Annotated in this window: 22 protein-coding genes and 4 pseudogenes; 14 read left to right on the top strand and 12 right to left on the bottom strand. The window is 59.7% G+C overall.

Translation table 11 applies throughout. From position 1 onward, the window contains the following. The first annotated feature begins 12 nt into the window (after positions 1 to 12). From ACZ9DP_RS01455 to ACZ9DP_RS01445, 3 genes are all read left to right on the top strand, one after another. Positions 13 to 1,347: an aspartate aminotransferase family protein gene (locus tag ACZ9DP_RS01455; RefSeq protein WP_476199860.1), complete on the top strand. Its 1,335-nt coding sequence runs from the start codon at positions 13 to 15 to the stop codon at positions 1,345 to 1,347. Positions 1,348 to 1,388: 41 nt separating this feature from the next. Next, a complete protein-coding gene (locus ACZ9DP_RS01450) occupies positions 1,389 to 2,627 on the top strand; it encodes a hydantoinase/carbamoylase family amidase (RefSeq protein WP_476199858.1) in 1,239 nt (412 codons plus the stop codon). Positions 2,628 to 2,715: 88 nt separating this feature from the next. Continuing rightward, positions 2,716 to 3,453 carry a GntR family transcriptional regulator gene (locus ACZ9DP_RS01445; RefSeq protein WP_476199857.1) on the top strand — a complete coding sequence of 246 codons (738 nt, stop codon included), beginning with the start codon at positions 2,716 to 2,718 and terminating at the stop codon, positions 3,451 to 3,453. Here ACZ9DP_RS01445 and ACZ9DP_RS01440 read toward each other — a convergent pair. From ACZ9DP_RS01440 to ACZ9DP_RS01410, 7 genes and pseudogenes are all read right to left on the bottom strand, one after another. Continuing rightward, a pseudogene (locus ACZ9DP_RS01440) lies at positions 3,404 to 3,982 on the bottom strand (TRAP transporter large permease subunit); the annotation flags it as partial. The gene ACZ9DP_RS01445 and the pseudogene ACZ9DP_RS01440 overlap by 50 nt on opposite strands. 84 nt (positions 3,983 to 4,066) lie before the next feature. Next, complete coding sequence (locus tag ACZ9DP_RS01435; protein WP_476199856.1) at positions 4,067 to 5,473, bottom strand: FAD-binding oxidoreductase; 1,407 nt, start codon at positions 5,471 to 5,473, stop codon at positions 4,067 to 4,069. Positions 5,474 to 5,479: 6 nt separating this feature from the next. Continuing rightward, on the bottom strand, positions 5,480 to 6,595 hold the full coding sequence (locus ACZ9DP_RS01430) for an aminotransferase class I/II-fold pyridoxal phosphate-dependent enzyme (protein WP_476199855.1): 1,116 nt from the start codon (positions 6,593 to 6,595) through the stop codon (positions 5,480 to 5,482). Positions 6,596 to 6,630: 35 nt separating this feature from the next. Beyond that, a complete protein-coding gene (locus ACZ9DP_RS01425) occupies positions 6,631 to 7,167 on the bottom strand; it encodes a flavin reductase family protein (RefSeq protein ID WP_239601856.1) in 537 nt (178 codons plus the stop codon). A 10-nt stretch (positions 7,168 to 7,177) separates the two neighbouring features. Beyond that, complete coding sequence (locus ACZ9DP_RS01420) at positions 7,178 to 8,536, bottom strand: LLM class flavin-dependent oxidoreductase (RefSeq protein ID WP_476199854.1); 1,359 nt, start codon at positions 8,534 to 8,536, stop codon at positions 7,178 to 7,180. Between the two features lie 71 nt (positions 8,537 to 8,607). Continuing rightward, the gene (locus tag ACZ9DP_RS01415; RefSeq protein WP_476199853.1) at positions 8,608 to 9,591 is read right to left on the bottom strand and encodes a LysR family transcriptional regulator; all 984 of its coding nucleotides are present in this window, start codon (positions 9,589 to 9,591) and stop codon (positions 8,608 to 8,610) included. Positions 9,592 to 9,668: 77 nt separating this feature from the next. After that, positions 9,669 to 10,376 (bottom strand): UTRA domain-containing protein, encoded by a 708-nt coding sequence (locus ACZ9DP_RS01410; RefSeq protein ID WP_476199851.1) that lies wholly within the window; start codon positions 10,374 to 10,376, stop codon positions 9,669 to 9,671. A gap of 268 nt (positions 10,377 to 10,644) precedes the next feature. Between ACZ9DP_RS01410 and ACZ9DP_RS01405 the strand changes: the two genes are divergently transcribed. From ACZ9DP_RS01405 to ACZ9DP_RS01390, 4 genes are all read left to right on the top strand, one after another. Then, positions 10,645 to 11,472 (top strand): transporter substrate-binding domain-containing protein, encoded by an 828-nt coding sequence (locus tag ACZ9DP_RS01405; protein ID WP_476199850.1) that lies wholly within the window; start codon positions 10,645 to 10,647, stop codon positions 11,470 to 11,472. A gap of 91 nt (positions 11,473 to 11,563) precedes the next feature. Next, positions 11,564 to 12,205 (top strand): amino acid ABC transporter permease, encoded by a 642-nt coding sequence (locus ACZ9DP_RS01400; protein WP_476199848.1) that lies wholly within the window; start codon positions 11,564 to 11,566, stop codon positions 12,203 to 12,205. After that, a complete protein-coding gene (locus tag ACZ9DP_RS01395; RefSeq protein WP_476199846.1) occupies positions 12,202 to 12,870 on the top strand; it encodes an amino acid ABC transporter permease in 669 nt (222 codons plus the stop codon). The genes ACZ9DP_RS01400 and ACZ9DP_RS01395 overlap by 4 nt, the downstream gene beginning before the upstream one ends. Further along, complete coding sequence (locus ACZ9DP_RS01390) at positions 12,867 to 13,658, top strand: amino acid ABC transporter ATP-binding protein (protein WP_074071205.1); 792 nt, start codon at positions 12,867 to 12,869, stop codon at positions 13,656 to 13,658. Before ACZ9DP_RS01395 ends, ACZ9DP_RS01390 begins: the two co-directional genes overlap by 4 nt. A gap of 139 nt (positions 13,659 to 13,797) precedes the next feature. Here the strand turns inward: ACZ9DP_RS01390 and ACZ9DP_RS01385 are convergent. Continuing rightward, a pseudogene (locus tag ACZ9DP_RS01385) lies at positions 13,798 to 14,211 on the bottom strand (arginase family protein); the annotation flags it as partial. A 179-nt stretch (positions 14,212 to 14,390) separates the two neighbouring features. Between ACZ9DP_RS01385 and ACZ9DP_RS01380 the strand changes: the two are divergent. Then, positions 14,391 to 15,437: pseudogene (locus tag ACZ9DP_RS01380) on the top strand (Tn3 family transposase). 251 nt (positions 15,438 to 15,688) lie between these two features. On the opposite strand, the gene ACZ9DP_RS01375 reads toward ACZ9DP_RS01380, so the two are convergent. Both ACZ9DP_RS01375 and ACZ9DP_RS01370 read right to left on the bottom strand, forming a co-directional pair. Further along, positions 15,689 to 16,519: a phosphoenolpyruvate hydrolase family protein gene (locus tag ACZ9DP_RS01375; protein ID WP_476199845.1), complete on the bottom strand. Its 831-nt coding sequence runs from the start codon at positions 16,517 to 16,519 to the stop codon at positions 15,689 to 15,691. 10 nt (positions 16,520 to 16,529) lie between these two features. After that, the gene (locus tag ACZ9DP_RS01370; RefSeq protein ID WP_476199844.1) at positions 16,530 to 17,726 is read right to left on the bottom strand and encodes a Tm-1-like ATP-binding domain-containing protein; all 1,197 of its coding nucleotides are present in this window, start codon (positions 17,724 to 17,726) and stop codon (positions 16,530 to 16,532) included. A 106-nt stretch (positions 17,727 to 17,832) separates the two neighbouring features. Between ACZ9DP_RS01370 and ACZ9DP_RS01365 the strand changes: the two genes are divergently transcribed. The 6 genes from ACZ9DP_RS01365 (at position 17,833) to ACZ9DP_RS01340 (ending at position 23,144) form a co-directional block, all read left to right on the top strand. Continuing rightward, complete coding sequence (locus tag ACZ9DP_RS01365; protein ID WP_476199843.1) at positions 17,833 to 18,498, top strand: GntR family transcriptional regulator; 666 nt, start codon at positions 17,833 to 17,835, stop codon at positions 18,496 to 18,498. An 85-nt stretch (positions 18,499 to 18,583) separates the two neighbouring features. Then, a complete protein-coding gene (locus ACZ9DP_RS01360) occupies positions 18,584 to 19,834 on the top strand; it encodes an ABC transporter substrate-binding protein (protein ID WP_476199841.1) in 1,251 nt (416 codons plus the stop codon). A 106-nt stretch (positions 19,835 to 19,940) separates the two neighbouring features. Then, positions 19,941 to 20,822 (top strand): carbohydrate ABC transporter permease, encoded by an 882-nt coding sequence (locus ACZ9DP_RS01355; RefSeq protein WP_476202140.1) that lies wholly within the window; start codon positions 19,941 to 19,943, stop codon positions 20,820 to 20,822. Continuing rightward, a complete protein-coding gene (locus ACZ9DP_RS01350; protein WP_476199839.1) occupies positions 20,819 to 21,646 on the top strand; it encodes a carbohydrate ABC transporter permease in 828 nt (275 codons plus the stop codon). The genes ACZ9DP_RS01355 and ACZ9DP_RS01350 overlap by 4 nt, the downstream gene beginning before the upstream one ends. Before the next feature lie 2 nt (positions 21,647 to 21,648). Next, positions 21,649 to 22,740 (top strand): Gfo/Idh/MocA family protein, encoded by a 1,092-nt coding sequence (locus ACZ9DP_RS01345; protein WP_476199837.1) that lies wholly within the window; start codon positions 21,649 to 21,651, stop codon positions 22,738 to 22,740. Between the two features lie 17 nt (positions 22,741 to 22,757). Beyond that, a complete protein-coding gene (locus tag ACZ9DP_RS01340; RefSeq protein WP_476199835.1) occupies positions 22,758 to 23,144 on the top strand; it encodes a cupin domain-containing protein in 387 nt (128 codons plus the stop codon). A gap of 173 nt (positions 23,145 to 23,317) precedes the next feature. Here the strand turns inward: ACZ9DP_RS01340 and ACZ9DP_RS01335 are convergent. Together ACZ9DP_RS01335 and ACZ9DP_RS01330 are read right to left on the bottom strand one after the other, a co-directional pair. Beyond that, positions 23,318 to 23,723 (bottom strand): annotated as a pseudogene (locus ACZ9DP_RS01335) (plasmid pRiA4b ORF-3 family protein); the annotation flags it as partial. A gap of 4 nt (positions 23,724 to 23,727) precedes the next feature. Then, positions 23,728 to 24,423, bottom strand: coding sequence for an SOS response-associated peptidase family protein (locus ACZ9DP_RS01330; protein ID WP_476199833.1), 696 nt, complete (start codon positions 24,421 to 24,423; stop codon positions 23,728 to 23,730). Between the last annotated feature and the right edge of the window lie 16 nt (positions 24,424 to 24,439).

Raw genomic sequence — 24,439 nt, 5'->3', positions numbered from 1 at the left:
AGGGAGAGAGAGATGAACAAGCCCGCCACCACGATGATCAACGGCTTCGATGCGTCGCGCCTCGGCAGCCTGCCGGAGCGGGAGCGTTCGATGATCGAACGGCGCCAGGCGATGCTCGGGCCGTCCTACCGGCTATTCTACGAAAACCCGCTGCATCTGGTGCGCGGCGAAGGCGTCTGGCTCTACGATCCGGATGGCAACGCCTATCTCGACACCTATAACAACGTGCCCTCGGTCGGCCATTGCCATCCGCGCGTGGTGGCGGCGATCACTGAGCAGGCGGCTATCCTCAACACCCATACCCGCTATCTCGACGAAAAGATCCTCGATTATTCCGAGAAGCTGCTCGCGACCTTTCCGGACGACCTGAACCGGGTGATGTATTGCTGCACCGGCAGCGAAGCGGTCGATCTCGCCATGCGGCTCGCCTGCTACTATACCGGCGGAACCGGCATAATCATCACCGAAAACGCCTATCACGGCACGACGGCCGCCGCTGCCGCCATCTCGCCGTCACTCGGACCGAACATGCCGCTCGGCATGCACGTGATGACTGTGCCGGCGCCCGATGCCTATCGTGCCGATGGCAAGGACGTGAGCGAGACGTTTGCCGAAGAGGTTTCCAAGGCGATCGCCTTCATGCTGCGCCATGGCATCAAGCCGGCCGCCTTCATCGCCGACAGTATCTTCTCGACAGACGGAATCTTTTCCGAGCCGGCCGGTTTCCTGAAGAAGACGCTGGAGGTCGTGCATGAGGTCGGCGCGCTCTACATTGCCGACGAGGTTCAGCCGGGCTTCGGCCGTACCGGATCGCATATGTGGGGCTTCATGCGCCATGGCATCGTTCCGGATCTCACCGTGATGGGCAAGCCGATGGGCAATGGCGTGCCGATTGCCGCCGCGGTGATGAAGGGCGAGGTGCAGGAGCGTTTCGGCCGTGACATCCGCTATTTCAACACGTTCGGCGCCAACCATGTGTCGACCGCTGCTGCCAATGCTGTGCTCGACGTTATCCGCGACGAGGACTTGATGGGCAATGCGCTATCGACCGGCAATTACATGCTGGAGGGCATGCGCAAGCTGCAGCAGACATTCGACTGCATCGGCGACGTGCGCGGCGCCGGCCTCTTCCTCGGTCTCGAATTCGTCAAGGATCGTGCGAGCCACGAGCCGGATGGCGCGCGGTCGTTTGCCGTCGTCAACCGCATGCGCGAGCGCCGGGTGCTGATCAGTGCTGCTGGTATTCACGGCAACACGCTGAAGATCCGCCCGCCGCTGCCTTTCGGCAAGGACCATGCCGATATCTTCCTGAACACACTCGAAGAGGTGCTGCACGAGACGAACTGATCGTACGCCCGCCTTCCCCCTGATTGCCAAAGGACAAGACCATGACTGCATCGCCGGAGATCAACGCCGAACGCCTGTGGGCCGATATCATGACCATGGGGGCGATCGGGGGAACGGAAGGTGGTGGCAGTTTTCGGCCGGCGCTCTCTGACGCCGACCGGGAAGGGCGCAACCTGTTCCGCTACTGGGCTGAAGAGGCGGGGTTGACGGTGACGGTCGATGCGATCGGCAACATGTTCGCTAGGCGGGAGGGGACTGATCCATCCTTGCCGCCGCTGATGATCGGTAGCCATCTCGACACGCAGATGCCGGGCGGCAAGTTCGACGGCGTTCTCGGCGTGCTTGCCGGGGTCGCGGTGGTGCGGGCGCTGAATGCCGCCGGCGTCACGACAAAGCGGGCAATCGAGATCGCCAATTTCACCAATGAAGAAGGCGCTCGTTTCCAACCCGGCGTGATGGGATCAGGCATATTCGCCGGCTTGCTGCCGCTCGACGGGGCATTGTCGCGCAAGGACGATGACGGCGAGATCCTTCGCGAGGAACTCGCCCGCATCGGCTATGCCGGTCCGCTGCCGGTCGGTGGCCGGCCGGTGCATAAATATCTAGAACTGCATATCGAACAGGGGCCGGAAATGGAGAAGGCGGGGGCGATGATCGCGGCCGTTTCCAACAGTTCGTGGGGATGCAGCGGCTTCATCGATATCTGTGGTGAGAACGGCCATTCGCAGACGGCGGCCATGTCGAAGCGGCGCAATTCACTGGTTGCCGCGGCGAAACTTATCCTCGAGATCGAGGGTATCGGGGCGGAAAATGAGCCGGACGGCATGGTCAGCGCCACCGTCATCCGCAACTGGCCGAACAACCGCGTCAACATTCCGCATCTGACGAAGCTCTCCTATGTCGCGGTTCATGCCACCGAGGATGGCCGTGCGAGGATCATCGAGCGGATAGGGACTGCGGCGAAACGGATCGCCGAAGAGACTGGTCTTGTCATCGACGCTACCACCTCGCACTATCGGCAGCGGCTTGACCTGTCTCAAGAGCTTTCGGAGCAGGTCATCGCGGTGACGAAGCGGCTGGGCTACAAGTCGATGATGCTGCCGACGCTGACCTCGCATGATGCGCTGTCGATGACCCATCTTTGCCCGTCAGCCATCATTTTCGTGCCCTGCAAGGACGGCATCTCCCATAGCGAAAAGGAATGGTGCGACCCGGATCAGGTGGCGGCGGGTGCCAAGGTGCTGCTGAACACGACGGTCATAGTTGCCAACGAAAGCTGATGGATAATCCTATCCTTGTCTTTGCGGCGCAGATAGTGCGATGTGATAGGATGTTCGAATACGTTCGACAGTGAAAACGAGGGCTTGGGTGAATTCACACGCGAAACTGGGACTGGATGACATGGGGGCCGGCCAGCCCAAGGCGCTGTGGGCCTATAATGTCATTCGCGACGCCATCATCACCATGAAGCTCGCGCCCGGCGAAACGCTGAACGAGAAGGAAACCTGCGCCGAGCTTGGCATTTCCCGCACGCCGATGCGCGAGGCCGTGTTGCGCCTGGCCCAGGAGGGTCTCGTCAATATCGTCCCGAGCGGCGGCACATTCGTCAACAAGATCGTCATGCGCAAGGTGATCGAGGGGCATCTAGTGCGCTCCAGCCTCGAAATGCGGACGGTCCGGCTTGCCGCGCGCAATTTCGATCCGGTCTACGAGCGCGACCTCGACCTTCTGATATTCCGCCAGCAGGATGCGGCCAAGCGGCGTGACATCGACGAGGCGTTCAAAGTCGACAACGAATTCCACCGGCTTCTGTGCCGGATTGCCGGTTTTCCGAATGTCTGGCAGACGATCCACAACGCGACGGGACAGCTCGATCGCGTGCGCCGCCAGGCCTTTCCCAAGATCGGTTATTTCGAGGAAGTGATCGAGGAGCATGCGGCGCTTTATGCCGCTATCAAGGCGCATGACGAAGACGAGGCCGCAAGGCTCCTGAAGATCCATCTTGGCGGCATTTTCGCCGTCGTCGAATTTGTCGTGCAGGCTGATGCCAGCATCATCACCGGCAAGGATGATACCGACTTGCTAAATGCTCTTGCCGACGTGTGACGTTGCGGGTCGGAGCTGCTATACACGAGAGCCCCGCCGGAGGTAACCTTGTTGCATATCCATTCGTGCCACTGAAAAATTGCTCACCCCGATCGCCCTGATCTTGCGCTCCCGGCGCAAGGAGCAGCCGGGAGAGATCGAGCACGGCGAGATCGGCCTTCATGCAAGGGTCGAGCCGCCCGATTCCTGTAAAGGCGAGCATAAGAAGCACGAAGGGCGTGGCGCCACGGATTACATCGATGATCGAACCTTGCCCGCGCACGCCTTGTACTACATAGAGATTCATGCCGATGGGCGGACTGATGAGGCCGATCTCCATCATAAGCACCAGGAATATGCCGAACCAGACCGGATCGATCCCCATATGCAGGATGAGTGGAAAGACGACCGGTAGCGTCGCGATCATCATGGATAGCGTCTCCATGAAGCAACCAAGGATTAGGTAGAACACGATCAGGAGCAGCAGGATCCCCAAAGGTCTCGCGCCGAACTGCGAGACAAAGGCGGTAAGTGCCTGCGGGATGCCGAGTCCGGAGAAGTTGCCGGTTTCGACACCTCAATGCACTGCCGCCAAATGGGAGGCAGCCGAATATCCCCTTTAAACATGCACAGACTATTCAAAGATCTTTCCTGGGCTGAACAAATTATTTGGATCAACTGCATCCTTGATGAGGCCCATTAACGCCAGCTTGCAGGAATCCGCAGTTGCCTTCAGGGCGGGCACGCGCTTCGAACCGACTCCATGTTCCGCTGAAAACGACCCTCCGACTGAACCGAGGCCTTGGTAGAGGATACTTTCCACGGCCTCGCGCCTCTCCTCGGTCAGCCACACACCCGGTCGATCGAGAACAATATGCAGGTTACCGTCGGCGAGATGCCCGAAAATGAAGGGATCGGGACCGTCGTCTATCCGCGCGATCGCAGACATCGCCCGTCGCAAGAAAGGATCGATGTGACCCAGAGGTACGGAGATATCGTATGAGGGGGCGCCCGGATACTGCCGGTAGATCAATCCGGTATCCTCGCGAAGCCGCCATATCTCGGCCTCCTGCCCAACGGAAGATGCGAGGACGGCGGTGGTTTCCCCGTGTGTTTGAAGGGCGGTTTCGTATAGACCGATCATCGCACCCTGAGCGCCTGTTTCGTTCGCTCCGGTTAGGCTCACGATCAGATGCAGGGGGCTGACCCCATTGTATCCGGAGGGATTCCAGCCGTAGTGCCCCGACGCATAGCGGAAATAACGGGACCACATGACTTCGGCTGCCCTCAGTGAACCTGTTGCCCTGGCGAGCCGCACCAGTTCGAGGGCCGCATCGATCGTCGGCAGTCCGAAGATGGCGCTGGCCGTGCCGGTCGGAACGGGCTCCAGCCTTAAGACCGCCCGCGTCACGATGCCGAGCGTTCCTTCCGCGCCGATGAATAGGTGCTTCAAATCGTAACCCGCTGCATTTTTGATGACGCGGGTCATGTCGCTGTACACCCTTCCATCCGGGAGGACTGCCTCGACGCGGAGAACCCGGTGCCGCATCACGCCATTGCGAAACGCCATCATGCCTTCCGCGTTCGTCGAGATCATTCCCCCGATCGTTGCCGAACCGCGTGAGGCGAGGTCGATGCCGGGTTCCAGGCCGTGGCCCAGCGCAGCGGCTTGCAACGACTGAAGCGTAGCGCCGGCCTGCACCACTGCAACGCCTTCGATTGGATTGATCTCTTCGATCTGACGCATATTTTGAAGAGAAACGACGAGTTCGTGCCTGTTGCTGATGCCGCCGCCGGCTAGCCCGGTGCGCCCGCCGTGAGCCACGATCGGAATTTTGTACCTTCCGCATATGCGAACGATTGCCGCGACATCCGCCGTCGATGTCGGGGAGACGACAGCGAAGGTTCCTAAATTATCAGGGTCTTCGCCGGGATTGAGATCGGCTATGGCTGTTCCCGTCCGCAGCTTATTCCCGCCGATGGCGTTGGCTATATCGGCCACGGCCGATGAAAGGTGTTCATCAGTATCGATCAAGGTCATAAGAACTCATCTCTGTGTGCGAACCGCCGATGATGTTTGCGACCGAAGCCAGGAAGCGATCGTTTTCCGCCGGTGTCCCACGGTAACTCGCGACCAGTCGGTGTATCCAGCCTCTCGCCAAGGCTTGACGACGATGCCCTCCTTAAGAAGGCTCTCCGCAAGAGTAGTGCCTGGCATCGCGGTCCGGAAGAAGAGGAAGTTCGTCTGCGAGTCCGCAACGCGGAGCCCCAGGGCAGACAAGCGGGAGGCGAGCCTGCCGCGTTCAGCGACAACACGGGTGACGGCTGATTTCATCCATTCCTGGTCGGAGAGCGCCGCAATCGCTGCCATTTGTGCCGCTGCGTTCACGTTAAACGGGGGCTTCGCCTTTGCGACCACGCGTGCGATTGCCCTGTCTGAACATATTGCATAGCCTACCCGGAGTCCTGCCAAGCCATAGGCCTTTGAGAAAGTACGAAGGAGCACGCAATTGAAATTCGGACGACCGAGCAGCGACAGGCCGTCGGGATAACCGTCAGCGACGAATTCGATATAGGCCTGATCGAGCACGAAAAGTGTTTGGGGCCGGGTCGCCCGGACGAGGCGGGCCATCTCTTCCGATGTCAATGCGGGTCCGACAGGATTGGAGGGGGACGGCAGGAAGAAAAGCGCAGGGGCCGCAGCGAGTTCCGCCTCCGGTGCGTCAACGTCGAACGACATCTGCGACGTCATGGGAACCTTGGCGACGACCCCGCCGGCTGCCAGCGGATCAATCTCGTGAAGACCAAAGCTCGGCGCAACGGTGGTAGACTTGGCACCCTCAACGAGGAACCCTCGCGAAATCGCCGCGATAAGTTCCTCTGAACCGTTTCCCGCAACAATCAGCTCTTCCGGCACACCCAGAGATGCGGACAACGCACTGCGAAGTGCCGTGCAGTTCGGGTCAGAGTAGCGTGACGGATCGAAACGGCGAGAGCCGAGCATTTCCAGGACCAACGGTGAGCAGCCATAAGGGTTCTCATTGCTCGCCAGCGCCGCGACCGTTTCGCAGCCGCTGAGCAGTCGGGCCTGCTCCAGGTTAAGACCCGCATTGTAATCCGGTAAGGAGGCAATGCGCTCGTTCGGCCGGAGCTTTGTTCTCATGCTTATGTTTTTCCGCGGTTGACCGGCATTCTCGTTCAGTTTTCTGGATGCAGGGCCGATGCGATCTGCAGGCGGCGATAGCCGCCGCGCCAGTACAGGAGCGGCTCCGCGCTCTGCCGAAGTGTTATTGCACGAACCCGGCCGATCAGGATTGCATGGGAGTAATGCGGGATCGCTGTCTCGAGTTCGCAATCGAGAACAGTCAGTGCGTCTTTCAGTGCCGCCGTACCGGTCGCCAACTTGTGCCACTGGGCACCTGCATAGCGCTCGACACCTCGACGCCCTCCAACCCCTGCAAATGACTGCGCGACATGCTCCTGGTCGCAAGCAAGGACATTGATGCAGAAGCGACAATACTTTTCGAGGACCGGCCAGGACGACGATGTGCGGTTCACGCTGACGATCACCGATGGAACATCGGCAGAAAGGGAAGAAACCGATGTCGCGGTAAATCCCGTTCGCTCCTCTTCGTCGCCAACCGTGATGACACTGACGGCGCCGGCAAGATGCCTCATCGACATCTTAAAGTCGGATTGGCTGATGGCATCGTCCTTTTCATTTAAAAGAGCCATGTCCATTGCCTCATTCCTGAACTCGGGATTTCGCCGCGGTGAACCTGTTGGCGGGCATCGAAAGGCCGAGATTTTCACGAAGCGTGGAGCCTTCGTACTCTTCCCTGAACAGCCCGCGACGGCGTAACTCCGGAAGGACCAATTTGACAAAATCATCGAGGCTGGACGGCAGCGTCGGGAACATCAAGATGAAGCCGTCCGCCGCCCGTGTTTCGAACCACTCCTCCATGAAGTCGGCAATCTGGCTCGGCGTTCCCGTTATGCCGTTGCCGGTGTGCTTCTCCGCATAGTGGCGAATGAGTTCGCCAACGGTATGGCCGTTCTTGACGAAGGCGACGAGCTCCTCGAAGAGCGCGCGCGAGCCTTTCGGGGCTGCAGGCAGCCGATCCATCGGGAACGGCTCGTTGAGCGGGACGCCCCGCAGATCCGCTTCGAGAAATTCCGAAAGCATCAGCCGGCCCACATCCGGATGGAGCTTGTCGATCAGATAGTTGACCTTCGCCTTTGCCGCCGCTTCCGTTTCTCCCACATTGATGACGACGCCCGGCATGATCTTCAGGTCGTTCGGATCCCGGCCATAGGCGGGCATGCGGCTCTTTACGTTTTCGTAGAAAGCCCGGTTCCGTTCGATACTGGAGGCGAGGCTGAATACGATCTCCGAAGTCCGCGCCGCCATGTCCATGCCCGCTTCGGATCCACCCGCCTGCGCAATCACCGGGCGCCCCTGCGGTGTGCGCGCGATATTCAACGGTCCGCGCACCTGGAAATGCTTGCCCTTGTGATTGAGGGTGTGATGTTTCGTCTTGTCGTAGTAGACGCCGCTTTCCCGGTCGAGGAGCAGAGCGCCTTCCTCGAAACTGTCCCATAGACCGAAAACCACGTCGACGAACTCGTTGCCGCGCTCATATCGAAGAGCGTGAGGATCCAGTCCCTCCCGGTTGAAATTGTAGCCGGTCTCGTCGTGATCAGATGTGACGACATTCCAGCAGACGCGCCCGCCACTCAGGTGATCGATGGAGGAAAAGATGCGCGCGACATTGAAAGGCTCGTAGTAACTCGTCGAAACAGTCGCCACGAGCCCCAGCTTTTCTGTTGTCACCGAAAGCGCCGACAACAGCGACAGAGGCTCGAAGCGGTTCATTTTCGTGGGGCTTCTCGACAGAGCATCCGGGTCGCCTACGGCTGCGGCCGGAGAGTCCGCCATGAACATGAAATCGAATTTCGCCGCCTCCGAACGCTTGGCGACGTCACGCAGATGGCGGAAATCATTCGCTCCGTTCACGGCGCTCGCGGGATGAAGCCAAGATGCCGGGTGAAATCCGAAGGTATAAACAAATGTACCGAGCTTCATCTTGTCCGTACGTGCCATGCGCTTCTCCTTTGTCGGAATCCAGCAGCGACGATCATCGCTTCCAGTCTCAAGAGGAGGTCATGCATAAATTATCGCCGTGGGGATTTTTTGAGCAATGGCGTGCCGCTTCGATATATTTTAGTTTTTCTAAAGCTTAGGCGCTCGCCTCCGAGAGGCGCGGATTGCGCAGCCTGTTGTCTTGCGATCCTGACGATCCAGTCGCGGAATTCCCGTCCGAATGGTTTCTGCAAAGCCGAACGGTCCCATGCCAGAAAATAGCTTTCAAGAAGCGGAATTCTGACGTCCAACGGGATGATGAGCGTTCCAGCCGCCAACTCATCCGCAATCATCGACAGTTGAGCAAGAACGATGCCGCGCTTGTTGACCGCCGCATCGATCGCGCTGCTCGACAGGGTGAACGAAAGGCCGGGCGAAAGCTCCTTGAATTCGACGCCGACGTTCAGCGCGAAATCCGCCCAGCTCGGGTAAGGTGTGAAGTGCTTTTCCCACTCGACGTGCAGGAGAGGGAAGCGGAACAGGTCGCCCGCAGCAACTGTTCGCCGGTTCAAAAGACTAGGCGAGCAAGCAGGAACCACCCAATCGCGGTACAGTTCGGTGTAATGTTCGTGTTGAAGGACGTCCGATCCATAGCTGACCCGGAAATCGACATCGTCGAACCCCATTTGCGGTTCCTTGTCCCGGCCGATAATCTTGATGTGAGCACCGGGATGCAGTGCCTGCCAGTCAAATATGCGACGGCCGATCCACTTGTTCACGACCGATGACAGCGCGCTTAGAACGAGTACACTCTCGTTGCGCGCTCTTTCGAGCACCTGACGCGCCACCGCGAACTGTGCGAAGCCTTTGGATATTTCACGATGATAGAGGCGTCCCCATGTCGTCAGCTCTGCGGTGCGACCGCTACGCTCCAGTAGGGTAACACCAAGAAACTTTTCGACTTTTCGGATCTGCTGACTGATTGCCCCCGGCGAGACGTTCAGTTCGATAGCCGCCGCAGTGACGCTTCCACATCGTCCGACTGCCTCAAAAGCCTGAAGCCCCTTGAGCGGCATTGCCTTGGATTGTTGCTCATCGTTCAAAACACGTTCCTGCCAGGCATGTGTGGATCGTCAGGCAACATTCAAAGAACTCATTTCGCCGACGGATGGAAGACGCCCGCGAACTGAAAGCGGTCACCCGGATGGCTGATCTCGACATAGGTGACCGTGTGACCATTCTGCCAGGTTTGCCGGATGAGACTGAGGCATGGTTCACCGCGCTCCATCTGCAGGACGCGGGCTGTCGATGCGTCGGCAGAAACGGCGCGAATGACATGCTTGGCCTTTGACCACGGAACCTGCTCCAGCAGCCAGCGGTCGGGAGGCGAAGAAGCGAATGTCTCGTCTCTGGCCAGGGGAACCGCGTCGAGCAAAATGATGCGCCGTTCGATCGCATTTGGTCTGTCATCCACGAAGTGGAGACATTGAAGTTTCAATATCTCGACGCCTGCAGGTTCGTTCAACTGCGCGGCTTCGACCATTCCAAGCTTTTCGATCCGGCGCGAAAGAATGGCATGACTGTACCGATGGCCCGAGAGACGTGCCTCGGTGCTGATATCCTGAATATCCATGACGGTCCGGTCGATCTGCGGCGAGGCGACGAACGAACCGGTCTTGCGCTTGCGCACGATCATTCCCCGCTCGACCAGCGCGGTAAGAGCCTTGCTGACAGTCATCCGGGAGCAGCGATATTGCACGACGAGATCATGCTCGATGGGAATGCGGTGACCCGGCGGCCAATCACCGCTCATGATCTTGGTCTCAATATCCTTGAAAATCTTGTGGTGGATCGACACCAAGATGGCACCTCAAAATGCAGCAGAAACAAAAAGGAACGCCCTAGGTCATCGGCGGCCTACCCAGAAAGCTTCGCGCGTCTGTGCCGCGCTTTCAAGCGCGACCATCCGGCACAAATTTTGCCTTCCATGACTTTTGCGTTGACACTCCGGCTGTGGATATATCTATTTGTATAGTCAAATACGGGGCAAAGAAACCCGCCGGACAAAACTAAGTGACAAGTGGGAACATTGGCTCTTCTGCGGGAAGGGCAAAAACTGGAGAAAGATTATGAAGGCAAACTCGCTGTTTAAAGGCCTTGCTGCAGCCGCGCTCCTGTTCGGGGCTTCCTTGTCCGCCCACGCCGAAGATACGCTGGCGAGCGTCAAAGCGGCGGGAACACTCAAGGTTGGAACGGAAACGGCGTTCGCCCCATTCGACTTCATCGACGCTGGAGAACATGCCGGGCTGAATGTCGACCTGTTCGCTGAGATCGGCAAGGAACTGGGCGTTAGCATCGAATGGGTGACGCTTCCGTGGGAAGGGGTTCTGCCGGGGCTCGAAGCTGGAAAATTCGATATGGTCGCGGGGCCGGCGACCATCACCAAGGCTCGCCTGGAGCGCTATCGCTTCACACCCCCGATTGCCGAGGCAACCGTCGCGATTTTAAAGAAGGCGGGCGATACGACAATCAGCAAGCCGGAAGATATTGCTGGCAAGGCTATTGGTTCCGGCAAGGCAACCGCGCAGCTTGCCCAACTCAGCGCCTTCTCGGAGACCCTCCCGTCCAAGGTTGATATTCGGGAATATCCTGCTTTCACTGAGTCCTATGCCGATCTCGCGGCGGGCCGTATCGTCGGTGTCGCGAATTCGCTTCCGAACATCGCCTTTGTCGCCAGCCAGCGTAAGGACACGTTCGAAGTCGTTCTGCCGGCATTTGGTCAGAAGTCCTATTTCGGTTTCATCGGTCTCAAGGATGCCGGCCATGCTCCATTGATGGATGCGATCGATGCAGCCCTTCTGAAAATGAAGGCCGATGGCCGTCTGGCGGAATTGCAGAAGAAGTGGTTCGGAGCAAGCTTTGACACACCGGATTCTGTAAAAGACCCAGCGTTCTGATCAATCGTACGAGAACGACTGATGCGCCCGGCTTGTGCGGGGCGCATTCAACTCGCATTTCCGCGTGACCGCAAGCGGCGAACCTCAGTCCATGTCTATAAAACTCTTCGAACTGCTTCTACGTGCGTCGATCTACACCGTCGGCATTAGCATGGCGTCCATCCTCATCGGTTTCGCCATTGCCATCGGCCTGTCCGGAGCATTGTTGTCCCCGAAGAGGTTCTTCAAAGTTCCCGCTCAAATATTCATCAGCTTTTTCCGCGGTGTACCCCTGCTCGTGCAGTTGCTGCTTATCTATAACCTGCTGCCGGCGATCGGTGTCAACGTGCCGAGCATCGTTGCAGCCCTGGTGGGACTGTCCCTCTGCACGGCTGCCTATCAGGCGGAGAACCTTCGGGGCGGATTTGCCAGCGTGCCGCGCGGTCTGATCGAGTCGGCGGAGATGGTCGGATTGACGTCGGGTCAGATTTTTCGCCGCATAAAAGTTCCAATCGCGTTGCGGCTGACGTTTCCAGCACTCGTCAATGAGGCCATTCTCATCCTCAAGGCGTCTTCGCTCGTTTCGGTGGTTGGTATCGTCGAACTGACACGCATGGCGCAAGACCTAGCGGGCAGCACATTCCTCCCTCTCGAGATTTTTGCCTCGGCCGGCTTGATCTATTTCGTGATCAACTGGGGCGTGGCGCAGGCTGCAAGCATGATCGAGCGGACGCTCCCGGGAGTGCCTCGATGACCTTCGACACCCAGATAATCCTCGAGCAACTGCCTGCCATCGTGCGCGGTGCTGGCGTCACAATCGCCATCTGGATTTTTGGCACAGTGGCTGCCGGGCTCCTTGGCTTCGTCGTCGCGGTCGCAAGGCGCTACGGCGGTTTGGCGCTTGACAGATCCCTCGGTGTGATCGTCGGTATTCTGCGGGGGACGCCGTTCCTGATCCAGATATTTCTCCTTTATTACGGCGGTCCGCTTATCGGCCTGTCGCTGGATCCGGTGCCAGCTGGCCTTCTGGGCCTGTCTATCTACGGAGCGGCATATTTCAGCGAGATTTTTCGCTCGGGCTTCGCGGCCGTTCCCAAAGGACACATCGAGGCCGCTGAATGCGTGGGGCTTTCGCAGGCGCAGATTATAAGACGCATATTATTGCCTGAGATGACGATGCTCGTCCTGCCGCCCTCCGTAAATATGGCCGTCATTCTCATGAAGGAGACGGCGATCCTGTCGATTATCACCGTTCCGGAACTCACCCTTACCGTCAGCGCGATCGGTTCCCAGCAATATGCCTTCGTCGAATCTTTGTTCCTATTGGCGCTCTTCTATTGGGCGCTTGTGGAAATCACCAGCAAGGTCGGGCACTTGGCTGAAACAAAACTGTCTAGATTCAGGTTTTTCAACGTATGAGCATTCCAGCGATCGCAGTCAGAAGTCTCGTGAAAAAGTATGGTGACGCCTCCGTTCTCCACGGCATCGATCTCGACATACCTCAAGGACAGGTCTCGTGCCTGATCGGTCCGTCCGGTTCAGGCAAGAGCACCCTGCTACGATGCATGGCTTTCCTCGAAGAGGCCACGCATGGAACGATTACCATCAATGGCGAGGTGTTGGGTTTCACGGAAAGCGCTCAAGGCGTTCGCGAACGCCTGCCGGCTGAGACCAATCGAACTATCCGATCTCAAATCGGAATGGTTTTCCAGCAGTTCAATCTTTGGCCCCACATGACGGCTTTGGGAAATGTCAGCGAAGCATTGAAGACGGTTTACAAAATGAATCGGAAGGAGGCCGAAAAGCGCGCAATGGCGCAGTTGATGAAAGTCGGCCTCGAAAGTCGCGCGGGGCATTACCCCGCCCAGCTATCTGGAGGACAGCAGCAACGCGTCGCCATAGCGCGCGCTCTGGCGCTCAAACCGAAGATCATGCTCTTCGACGAGCCGACGTCGTCGCTCGATCCCGAACTTACCGGCGAAGTCCTGAACGTCATGCGTGATCTCGCCGCCGAGGGAATGACGATGGTCGTTGTATCCCATGAGATCGGCTTTGCCGCCACGGTCGGACAGCAAATCAGTTTTCTGGATCACGGCAGGCTGTTGTTCAGCGGGAGCCCGGAGGATGTGTTTCGTAAGCCGCGAAACGCGAGGCTGGAACAATTCCTCGACACTTATCTCGATCGAGGCACGTCAATGCTGCTATAGCAGACTCCAACGTCGCATCGTTGAGATGCGCAGCTTTGCCGCCTAAAAGCGGGTCAGAAGAATTGTCCCCGCAGCCTTTATCCCAGCATTGCGGGGTCTGACGCGCTGCTGTCACAACTGGCTTTTGCCAAATCGCTGTTTATTCCTTCCTAGCGACGAATATGCGGCCGATGGCATTGAGCGGAAGTTGAGCAGCTAGAATGGCTGTCGAACCGGTATGGTCGTAGTCGGGAGCGACCTCGACGAGGTCAATACCAACAATCTCGCCCCGCTTGGCCAAGCCGGCAATCAGTTCCAGCACCTCATAGTAAATGAAACCACCATGGCTTGGTGTTCCAGTTCCCGGGGCGATCGAAGGATCGAAGCCGTCGATATCGATCGAAAGATAATAGCGTTTTCCGGCTGGAATCCGGTCCACCACTCCTTCCACGCCAAGCTTGCGGATTTACCGCACGGAAAGGATGTCCGATCCATTGGCGCGGGCGTAATCATAACCCTCCTTGGCTGTCGAGGAGACATTGCGGATGCCGAGCTGTGACATGCCCGTGTGCGGGTCTTCGGCAAGATGCTCGGCTGGAGAGGGCGCGAGGGAGCTGGCGGAAACCCGTCGCCCGCTCGGCATAGTCTTCCAGCATTTTCACCTCTGGCGGGCGTACTGGCGGATGCGACCAATCTCGGGCCGAAGCGAATGGCGGGCGCATCCAAGGGGTCAGCGCTCACCAGATCGGCTGGATGCGCACCTTCCACGCCCGATCCGAGACATATCGTGCTGCGCAAGCGTCTATTACCGATGCACACACCCGGCATCCGCATTCCCGCCTTTGGGGCAACGGCACGACATCTTCGTCAGATGGCCAATTCTTCCGAGTAAGCGACCGAGCCGCAAAGCGCGGCGACATCAATTTGCATTACGGCAGTGAACCCGGATCGAAATTCTATAGCCATCTGTCAGATCAGTACGGCTACTTCAGCATTTTGCCCATCAGTCCGACCGAAAGCGAGGCGGCCTATGTGCTCGATGGGCTATTCGATCAGGACACGGTCCTCGACATCCATGAACACTTTACCGATACGGGCGGCGCGAGTGATCACATCTTCGGGCTGTTCGCCCTGATCGGCAAGCGGTTCGCACCGCGACTGCGCAATCTCAAAGATCGGAAGTTCCACACGTTCGAGAAGGGCGACGCATTTCCGGCACTGTCGAACCACATCGGGGCGCCGATCAACACCACCCTGATTCTCGACCATTGGGACGATCTGCTCCATCTGGCGGCGTCGATCATGACGCGGTCCGTGGTGCCGTCTACGATCCTGAAGAAGCTGTCCGCATCTCCAAGCCATCTCGCAAGGGCGCTGCGAGAACTCGGCCGTATCGAGCGGTCGCTGTTCATGATCGAATGGTACTCAAGTCCGGCATTGCGGCGGCGCTGCCAGGCCGGCCTCAACAAGGGCGAGGCCGCGCATAGGCTCAAGCGCGCTGTCTTTTTCCACGAGCGTGGCGAAATCCGTGATCGCTCGTTCGAAAGCCAAGCATTCCGCGCCTCTGGGCTCAATCTCGTCGTCAGCGCGATCGTGCATTGGAAACGGTCTATCTTGACCGCGCGGTCACACAGCTGAAAAGCAGGCCGAGACATTCCAGATACTCTGTTGAAGCACATCTCGCCACTCAGTTGGGAACATATCAACCTTACCGGCATCTACACCTGGGATGCGGAACATCAGATGCCGAGCGGATTTCGATCGCTCCGCCTTCCAGCTGGGCTACGGCGCGTCGCATAAGTTCCCGCTTCGTCCGCCCTTAGCGTACGATTTCGCACTCCTCTTGTTCCGCCCCCTTGTCGCTCCACGGGCCTGATCGCAAGTTCTTGGTTCGATTTCCCTCACCCAAGATTCCGAACAAGTCCTTTGAAAAGGCGATCCGGCCTGACCCCGCTCCGCTCTGCGCGACCTCACTGTGGGCACGAAGCAGAGCTCTCGGGGACTCGATTTAGCCGAATTGTGTCCCGGCGCCTGCGATTGCGGTCAGGTAGTTATTTTGCCAATGTTACAAAATCTTCCACCTGCGAGCGGATCGCGATCTCTGTTGGCAGCCGCTCCATGGAGCTTGCGCCGTAGAAGCCGTGGCAGCCTTTCGTGCGTGCCAGCACATAGTGCGCATCCGCCGGTGAAGATATCGGCCCACCGTGGCAGAGCACGATGACATCGCTGCGCACCGTCCGGGCGGCGTCGGACCATGTGTCGATCCTTTCGATGCAGTCGTCGAGGCTGAGCACGATCTCCGCACCGATCGAACCGCCCGTGGTCAGGCCAAGATGGCAGACCACGACATCGGCACCGGCTTCAGTCATCGCCACAGCATCAGCGCTGGAGAAGACATAGGGCGTGGTCAGCATGTCCTTGGCATGGGCGCGGGCGATTATATCGACCTCGTGATGGAAGCCCATGCCGGTTTCCTCCAGATTGGCGCGGAAGGTGCCGTCGATCAGGCCGACGGTCGGGAAATTCTGGATGCCGGCAAAACCAAGCGCTCTCAGTTCGTCGAGGAAGCGGTCGGCCAGCATGAAGGGGTCGGTGCCGTTGACGCCTGCAAGCACCGGCGTATGGCGGACGACGGGCAGAACCTCGCGCGCCATGTCCTTGACGATGTCATTGGCGTTGCCATAGGCGAGCAGGCCGGCGAGCGAGCCGCGCCCGGCCATGCGATAGCGGCCGGAATTGTAGATGACGATCAGGTCGATGCGGCCTGCCTCCTCGGCTTTGGCCGAAATGCCGGTTCCGGCTCCACCGCCGATAATCGGTTTGCCGGCGGCGATCTTGTCGCGCAGTCTTGCGAGTATTGTCTGGCGGTCTGGTCTGCTCATGCATTTATCCTCAGGCGGCGATGGCACGGAAATTCTCGGCGAGCGCCGAGGCGAAGGCGGGGTCATTGATATGGGCGTCGATCTCGATCAGCTGCCGGTTGGGGGCGGGCTTCCAGCCGCTGCGGACGGCCGCGAAAAGGCCGGCGTCGGCCTCCGGGTCGTGGAATGCCTGACCGGGTGCGTCTAGGGCCGACACACCGCCGAGCGGCAGCAGGAAGCGGACCGGGCCTTCCATTCTGTTCAGGCGCTCGACGATGAAAGCGCCGATCTTGCGGTTTTCTTCCGGCGTGGTCCGCATCAGCGTGACATTGGCATTGTGCACCTGCAGCCGCCGCTCGCGGAACTGCACCGGCACCGTGTCGCGCGCGCCGAAATTGACCATGTCGACGGCGCCGACCGAGCCGACATAGGGCAATCTGGTGCGGATTGCCGCGCCGAAACGGTCCTGCGTTGCCGGGAAGACTCCCCCGACGAGAAGGTCCGGCACTTCGGTCGTTGTCACATCGATGAGCCCCGAAACCAGCCGTGAATCGGCAAGCTTTTCCATCGATTGTCCGCCGATGCCGGTCGCGTGGAAGACATAGATCTCGTGGCTGTCCTCGAGGGCGGCGCGGACCTGCGTCACACAGGCCGTGGTTACGCCGAACATCGTCATTCCGAGTCCGGGCTTGTCGCTCGCGGCGTCTTCCACGGTATTCATCGCCATGCCGGCCGCGGCATGAGCGGCGTTGCCGATCACCTTGCGCGAGATGGCGTTGAGACCTGCGACATCGACGACCGAATACATCATGGCGAGATCGTTCGGCCCGACATAGGGTGCGGTATTGCCCGAGGCGACGGTCGACACCATGAGCTTCGGAACGCCGATCGGTAGGGAACGCATCGCAGCGGTAACGAGGGCGGTGTTGCCGGTACCGCCCAGCCCGAGCACCGCGCCTATATCCATACGGGTCGCAAGGAACGCGGTCAGCGCCTCAGACATTGCGGAAACCGCGGCTCCGCGGTCGTTCTGGCCGAGGACGGCGGGAGCGCCGTCCGGGTGATGCGACGCAACCTCAGCCGCGGAAATGTCGGCAAGCGCGCGAGCCCCTTGTGTGCCGACGTCCACGAGCAAGGCCTCCCCGCCGGCCGCCCGGATGGCCTCTTTTGCGTAGGCGAGCTCCTCACCCTTCGTGTCGCAAGTGCCGACAACGTAGACCTTTTTCATGTGCTCCTCCCGGGCTCGATTACGAAATTCTGAATTTCATTTTGCATATTGTATATTTTTTGCAATATTGCATACTCTTTCTCAGGAAGCCAGACGGAAATCGACCATGAACGCGCCGCGCCATCTCACGCTTCGTGAGCGGATCTATGAGGAAATCGTACGCCTGATCGTCGCCGGCGACCTGCCGAGCGGCGCGCCGATCGACGAGAAGGAGCTGACGGAGAAGCTGCAGGTCAGCCGCACGCCGTTCCGCGAGGCGATCGGTACGCTGGCGAAAGAGGGCCTGATCGAGATCAAGCCCTATCGCGGTTTTTTCGTGCGCAGCTTCACGCGCAAGGAGATCGACGACCTCTATGAATTGCGCAAGACGCTCGAATGCTTTGCCGTCGAACTTGCCGTTCCCCGGATGAGCGACCGCGACATTGCCGGTCTCGAGAAGGTCCTGGACGCTGCAGTGGAGGCCCTGCGCCGCCGCGATATGGAGACTTACGGTCTGCGCGACCGCGAATTCCACGAGACGATTGCCGAGCGTTCGGAAAATGCGGCGCTGATCGAAACGCTCTCGCGGCTCGCGCTGCAGATCCAGATCTGCCGCACCATCGCCAATGAAAGCCAGGAATTCGCCGAGCGTGCCGCGCAGGAGCGTGACGACATCCTCAAGGCGCTGCGTGCCCGCGATGCCGCTGCGGCCGCCGCGCTGATGTGCACGCATATCAGCGACGTGCAGTCCGCCGTGCTCGCCCGCCTCCCGAAGGGAATGGCGGAGCGGTGAGGGAACAATAGCCGGCGGGATGGAGGTCCCGGCCGGTCATGTGGGGAGGTGCCGGCCAACGGTGCCCGAAAAGGAGGAGAAGGTCATGAATATCATTACAAGGGCCGTGGCGGCCGCGGCATTTCTCGCCGCCGGTGCGGAAGTGCGCGCCGAAACCCTGCGCATGTGGGGGCCGGAGCAGATCACCGAGCCGCTGATCGCAGAACTGTGGAACGGCATCAAAGCCGATTTCGAAGCCAAGAATCCCGGCGTCACCGTCGAGTTCATCCCGCCGACCGGCACGATCAGCAACGGCGCGGTGCAAGCGGCCCTTCAATCCGATGTCGGCCCCGATGTCGTGCTGACCAATTCGGGCATCGGCCGCATCACCGTGGTCAAGAATGCCAAGCAGATCAGTCCGCTCACCGCCTATTACGAACAGCGCGGCTGGAAGGACAAGATCTATCCCTGGCTCTATGAGGAGCTGAAGGGCCAGTATGCCGGCGAGATCTACGAGGTGCCGGACGGCCTCGATGCACTCGGCATCTGGTACCACAAGGACATGTTCGCCGAGAACGGCTGGACGATTCCGGCCACCTGGAAGGACTTCGTCGTTCTGTTGAAGACGATCCAGGACAAGGGCATCCAGCCGCTGGCGGTCGGTCCGCGCACGCCCGGCAGTGCGGGCCATCTCTTCGGCAACATGCTTCAGTCGGCAAGCGGCACGCTCAATGTCGGCAAGGCGCTGCGCGGGGAACTCGCCTGGGACGATCCGGCCATGGTGGTCGGTGCGGTCCGGCTACGCGAACTCGTCGATGCCGGCTTCATCAAGAAGGAAATGGCGGGGCTCGATCTCGATGGCGCGTCGCGTCTCTGGTTCAACAAGCGCGCCGCCATGTTTGTGGCCGGCCCCTGGTTTACCGCCAATGCGCGCAAAGCCGGTTATGACCTAAACAATGCCGGTTATCTGCCCATGCCGTCGGATATTGCCGGCGAAGCCAAGCCCACGGGCGGTGTCGGCTGGAGCTGGCTGATCCCCTCCAATTCCAAGCAGCCTGAGCTCGCGCTCAAATGGATCGACTTCATGCTGTCGGACGACGTGATGAAGAAGCGGGCGCAGCACGCGGCCAGCACCATGCTCTATCCGCGCGCGCTCAACGACATCCAGCCCTCGACGCCTGTTCTCAAAGAGATCTTCGCGGCAGCCCCCAACGGCGTCGGCTACAATCCGAGCGTCTACCTGCCCGCCGATGTCACCGATACCTATTTCCAGGTGATCCAGGGTCTGGTGTCGGCGCAGATTTCGGGCGAGGACGGCATGAAGCAGATCCAGGGCAAGATGGCGGCGGTCCGCTAATCGCGGGCCGGTGCTGGTGACGGGAGTGGCAAGCGTGGCGGGAGTGCAGGCCTTGGACAATATCGCCGGCCGCGCGGCAGCAACCGCGCCGCGCAGGAAGTGGGGATTGGTCCCCGCCGGCCACGACAATACCGGAACGGCCTTCTGGCTCATGGCGCCGGCGATTGCGGTCTATGGCATCTTCACGCTTTTCCCGATCGCTGTCACCTTCTGGCTGAGCTTCACAGACTCCGCGGGCTTCAACACGCCGGCCAATTTCGTCGGTATGGAAAACTATCGCAAGGCCGCGCAGGACCCGATCGTCTGGCAGGCGCTGTGGCAGACCATCATCTGGCTGCTCTTTCACGCGGTGCTGGCGGGTGGCTTGGGTCTCGGGCTCGCGCTTGCCATCGCGCGGCTCAAGCGCAGCCAGGTTTTGTTCCGCACCGCTTTCTTCCTGCCGCATCTCGTGTCGCTTGCGGTGGTCGGCGTCATCTGGGCCAACATCTACGATCCCTTCTTCGGCCTTTTGAACACCGGCCTGACCGAAATCGGGCTCGGCAACTGGACGCAGGGCTGGCTCTCCGATCCCGCACTCGTCCTGTTCTCGGTCAACGTCGCGAGTTCGTGGCAGGGCTTCGGGCTCTATATGCTGCTCTTCATCGCGGGCCTGCAGGATATCGACCCAGCCCTCTATGACGCCGCCGAGGTCGACGGCGCCAATAGCTGGCAGAAGCTCATTCATGTGACGCTGCCGGGCCTGCGCGAAGTGATGACCTTCGTCATGTCGCTCGCCATGATCAATGGCCTCAAGGGTTTCGCCACGGTCTTCGTGATGACCAATGGCGGCCCCTTCTATCAGAGCGAACTGATCACGACCTACATCTACCGGCTCGCCTTCCAGGCGCAGGACCACGGGCTTGCCGCGGTGCTCTGCATCCTGCTCAGCCTGTTTGCGATCACCATCACCGTTGTGTTCAACCGCTGGCGCGCGAGGATGGCCCGATGAGCATGCGCAATCGTGAATGGCCGGTCGCGCTGGCTCTCGTTCCCATCCTTGTTCTCGTCTTGGCACCCTTCGCCTGGCTGCTTGTTTCGAGCCTCAAGAGCGAAGCTGAAATCGGCCGCGCGGATCCCTTCGAATGGCCGGCCGAGCTGATGTGGAAAAACTATCTCGATGCCTGGAAAATCGGCGGGTTCGGCGAACTGGTGGGCAACAGTTTCCTCAATGTCGTGGGCGTGGTGATCCTTATGCTCGTTACCTGCGCACCTGCCGGCTATGCACTGTCAAAAATCCGCTTTCCGGGGCGGGAATGGATATTCTATGCGCTGATCTTTGGCATGACGATCCCGATCCAGGCCACCGTCATTCCGCTCTATCAGGTGCTCTCGGGGCTCGGCCTCGTCAATTCGCTCGCGGGCATCGTCCTCGCCCAGGTGAGCAACGGCGTTCCCTTCGGCATCTTCCTGATGCGCAGTTTCTTCACAAATGTTCCGGACGAACTGGTCGAGGCGGCGCGGATCGATGGCGCTTCGCATTTCCAGATCCTCACCAAGATCTTCCTGCCGATCTCGACGCCTGCCGTCATGGCGCTCATCATCATCTCGGCGCTCTCGACCTGGAACGATTTCTTTCTGCCGCTGATCGTGCTGATCAGCCCCGACGTGCAGACGATCCCGCTCGGGCTCGTCCGTTTCGCCGGCACCTATGCCTCGGAGTACCGGCTGGTCTTTTCCGGCACGGTCATCTCCTTCCTGCCCATCATCCTGCTCTACATCCTGACCCAGCGCCGGTTCACCGAAGGACTGACGCAGGGCGCCATCAAGGGTTGACCATGCCGCATCATATCCAGCGCGAGATCCGCTATAATTTCGAATACGAAAACCGCGTCAAGGCCTGCTTCATCGGGGCGGGCGGGCACGCCTATCGCAACGTCTATCCCGCGCTCCGCTATGCGCCGGTGGAACTGACCGGCATCTGCGACCTCGATATCGGCCGCGCCGGTAAATTCGCAAAACTTTTCGGCGCCGAACGCGCCTATTCCGATCACCGCGAGATGCTGGAGAAGGAAAAGCCCGATCTCGTCTTCCTCGTCACATCCTATCATCCGGACGGACGCGTCCAAGCGACGGACCTTGCTATGGAGGCATTGTCCGCCGGCGCGCATGTCTGGATGGAGAAGCCGACGGCCGCCAGCCTTGCGGAGATCGAGGCGCTTCAGGCGGCCAGCGCCAAGGCGGGCCGCATGGTCATGACCGGGCTCAAGAAGACCTTCTTCCCGACGATCGAAAAGTTGCGCGATCTCATTGGCTCACCCAATTTCGGCGCGCTCACCTCGATCAATGTCCGTTATCCTCAGAGCCTGCCGCCGCTTGCCGAGCGCGGCGACCTCGTGAAGATGCAGAGCTTCCTCGACCACATCTATCACCCCGCCGCGATCCTCAATTTTCTCGGTGGCAGGATCGAACGCGTGAGCTACGAATGGGAGGGCCGCTCCGGGGCGACTGTCACCAATGTAAAATTCCAGTCCGGCGCGATCGGCACGCTGCACTTCGCCGCCGGCCAGTCGGGTGGCAGTTTATTCGAGCGGGTCGAGGTCATCGGCGAAGGCGCCAATGCAGTGGTCGAGAATGGCAGCAAGCTCACCTATTTCCGCCGCGCCGACCTGCCGTCCTATGGCCGCGCCGCAAGTTTCATCCAGCCGGACGACAATGCCGCGCTGGTTTTCGAGCCCGAGCATTCGCTGGGTCAGCTCTACAACAACAATCTCTTCTATCTCGGCTATGTCGGCGAAATCCTCCACCTGACCGATGCCATTCTCGCCGGCGAGCGGATCACCAAGGGCACGCTCGAGGTCGCGGCCGAGATCATGAAACTCTTCGAATTCTACCGGCATACCGACGCCGGTGTGGTGACCACGCTTTGACGCCGGAGGCCGACTCGATGCCGCAGAACGATCCCGTTTCCAAGAAGCTCGCTGGTCAGATCGTCCCGACCGCCTGGGGCGAACTCAACTGGAAGATCACCGACGAAGCCGTGCCCGGCGCCGAAATGACCTTCGGCACCTGCCGGATCAATCCCGGCGAGCGTAACGGGCTCCATTCCCATCCTGACTGCGAGGAAGTTCTCTATGTCGTATCGGGTCGCTGCGAGCATAAGCTCGGGGACGAGATGCACCTGCTCGAGCCGGGCGATGCCATCCGTATCCCCCGCAAGGTCCGGCATTGGGCGAAGTGCCTCGGCTCGGAGCCGCTCTTCGCCCTGATCTTCTTCTCGTCCGGCAAGCGGACCGCGATCAGCCATGAGGAAGAGGGGAGTTCGATTTCTTGAGGTGAGGATTCATTGCGCATAATTCACCGGACTCGCGGCCGAAGAATCTGGCAGGGATGGTTCAAATCCCACCAACGCTTTCAACAAGTCACGAGCAAAGAAAGGCAGATCCGAATAAGGGGGTTGTCGGTTCGAATCTCATCAAGACCCTCCACCTGGAATCCTCGCCCAACTCATTTCTTCGGGACGGCTTTCGGTTTCGGTTGATACAGACGCCGTTTGACGTTCGAGCGTAGAGCGTTGCGGAGATCCTTGTCCGCTATCGAAAGGTCAAACCATTCCGGATCAAAATAGCCTCCGCACCAACGAATAGTACATATTCGGGATCTTCCTCGTCGGCGATGATCTCCAGGAACCGCTCATATCCCGACACGCCACCAACATCTTCCGGCGGTCGCGCCCGTTCGCCGGCGACGCAGCTCCCGTGTTTGGGCGTAGCAGCGAGCGTCAAGAACTCCTCAACCGCGACGGTGTGCCGCCAGCCATCCCCGAAATCATAATGGTAGCTGAAGACGGCACCTTGCTCGGAGTCCCGCAAGCGAACCCGCTCTGATCGAAGACTCGAGGATCGTCATCGGAGGGGTTAAAGCAGACTGCCCTGTTCCACCGGCTCTCCGGATTTCGACACGATCGTCGATCCGGACGGTGTGCGTGAGGAAATGATCAGCGCGTCATTCGCTAACGGCTTGGCCAGTTCCTTGGCCTCATCCCAGGGTGCCCGCATCCAGGTGTCGGTCTCTTCCTTCGTCAGCAGCAGGACGGGAATGGCCTTCTCATGGATCGGCTTCACCAGGCTGTTGAGATCCGTGGTCAAAAACCCATAGAGATCGTCGGTCGTCAGGCCGTCCTTGACCTTTCGAACACTCTGCCATTGCGGCACGTGGATGCCCGGCAAGAACATCAGCGACTTTCCCTCGTCGCGTGCAAACCAGGCATTGGGCACCTTGCCGCCCTCCTCCTGGCTGGCCGGATCCGGTTCCGCGAAACTGGTGACCGGGACGAGGCATCTGTTTTCGACGCCGAGCCATCGCTTCCAGTGCGGAAAACTGAGCTTGCGCACATTGGTCGTACCGCGGTCGGCCTCCATGCGGATCAGCTCTTCGAGATCGAATGGCTTGCCCTTGGCTGCAAGTTTGTCGGCTTTTGCTTTGGCGGCCTTCTCGAGCGTGAAGCGCGGGGAGGGCAGTCCCCAGCGCGCATGGACCAGTTGTTTCTTCCCGTCGGCGGTATTGCGGACGATCGGCCCCATCTGGTCGGGGTTCATCTGGTAGGCCGGCATCAGGTTGATCAGGCTT

The organism is Rhizobium sp. USDA 4016 (assembly GCF_056279705.1).
This window is presented reverse-complemented; position numbering and strand designations above follow the sequence as displayed.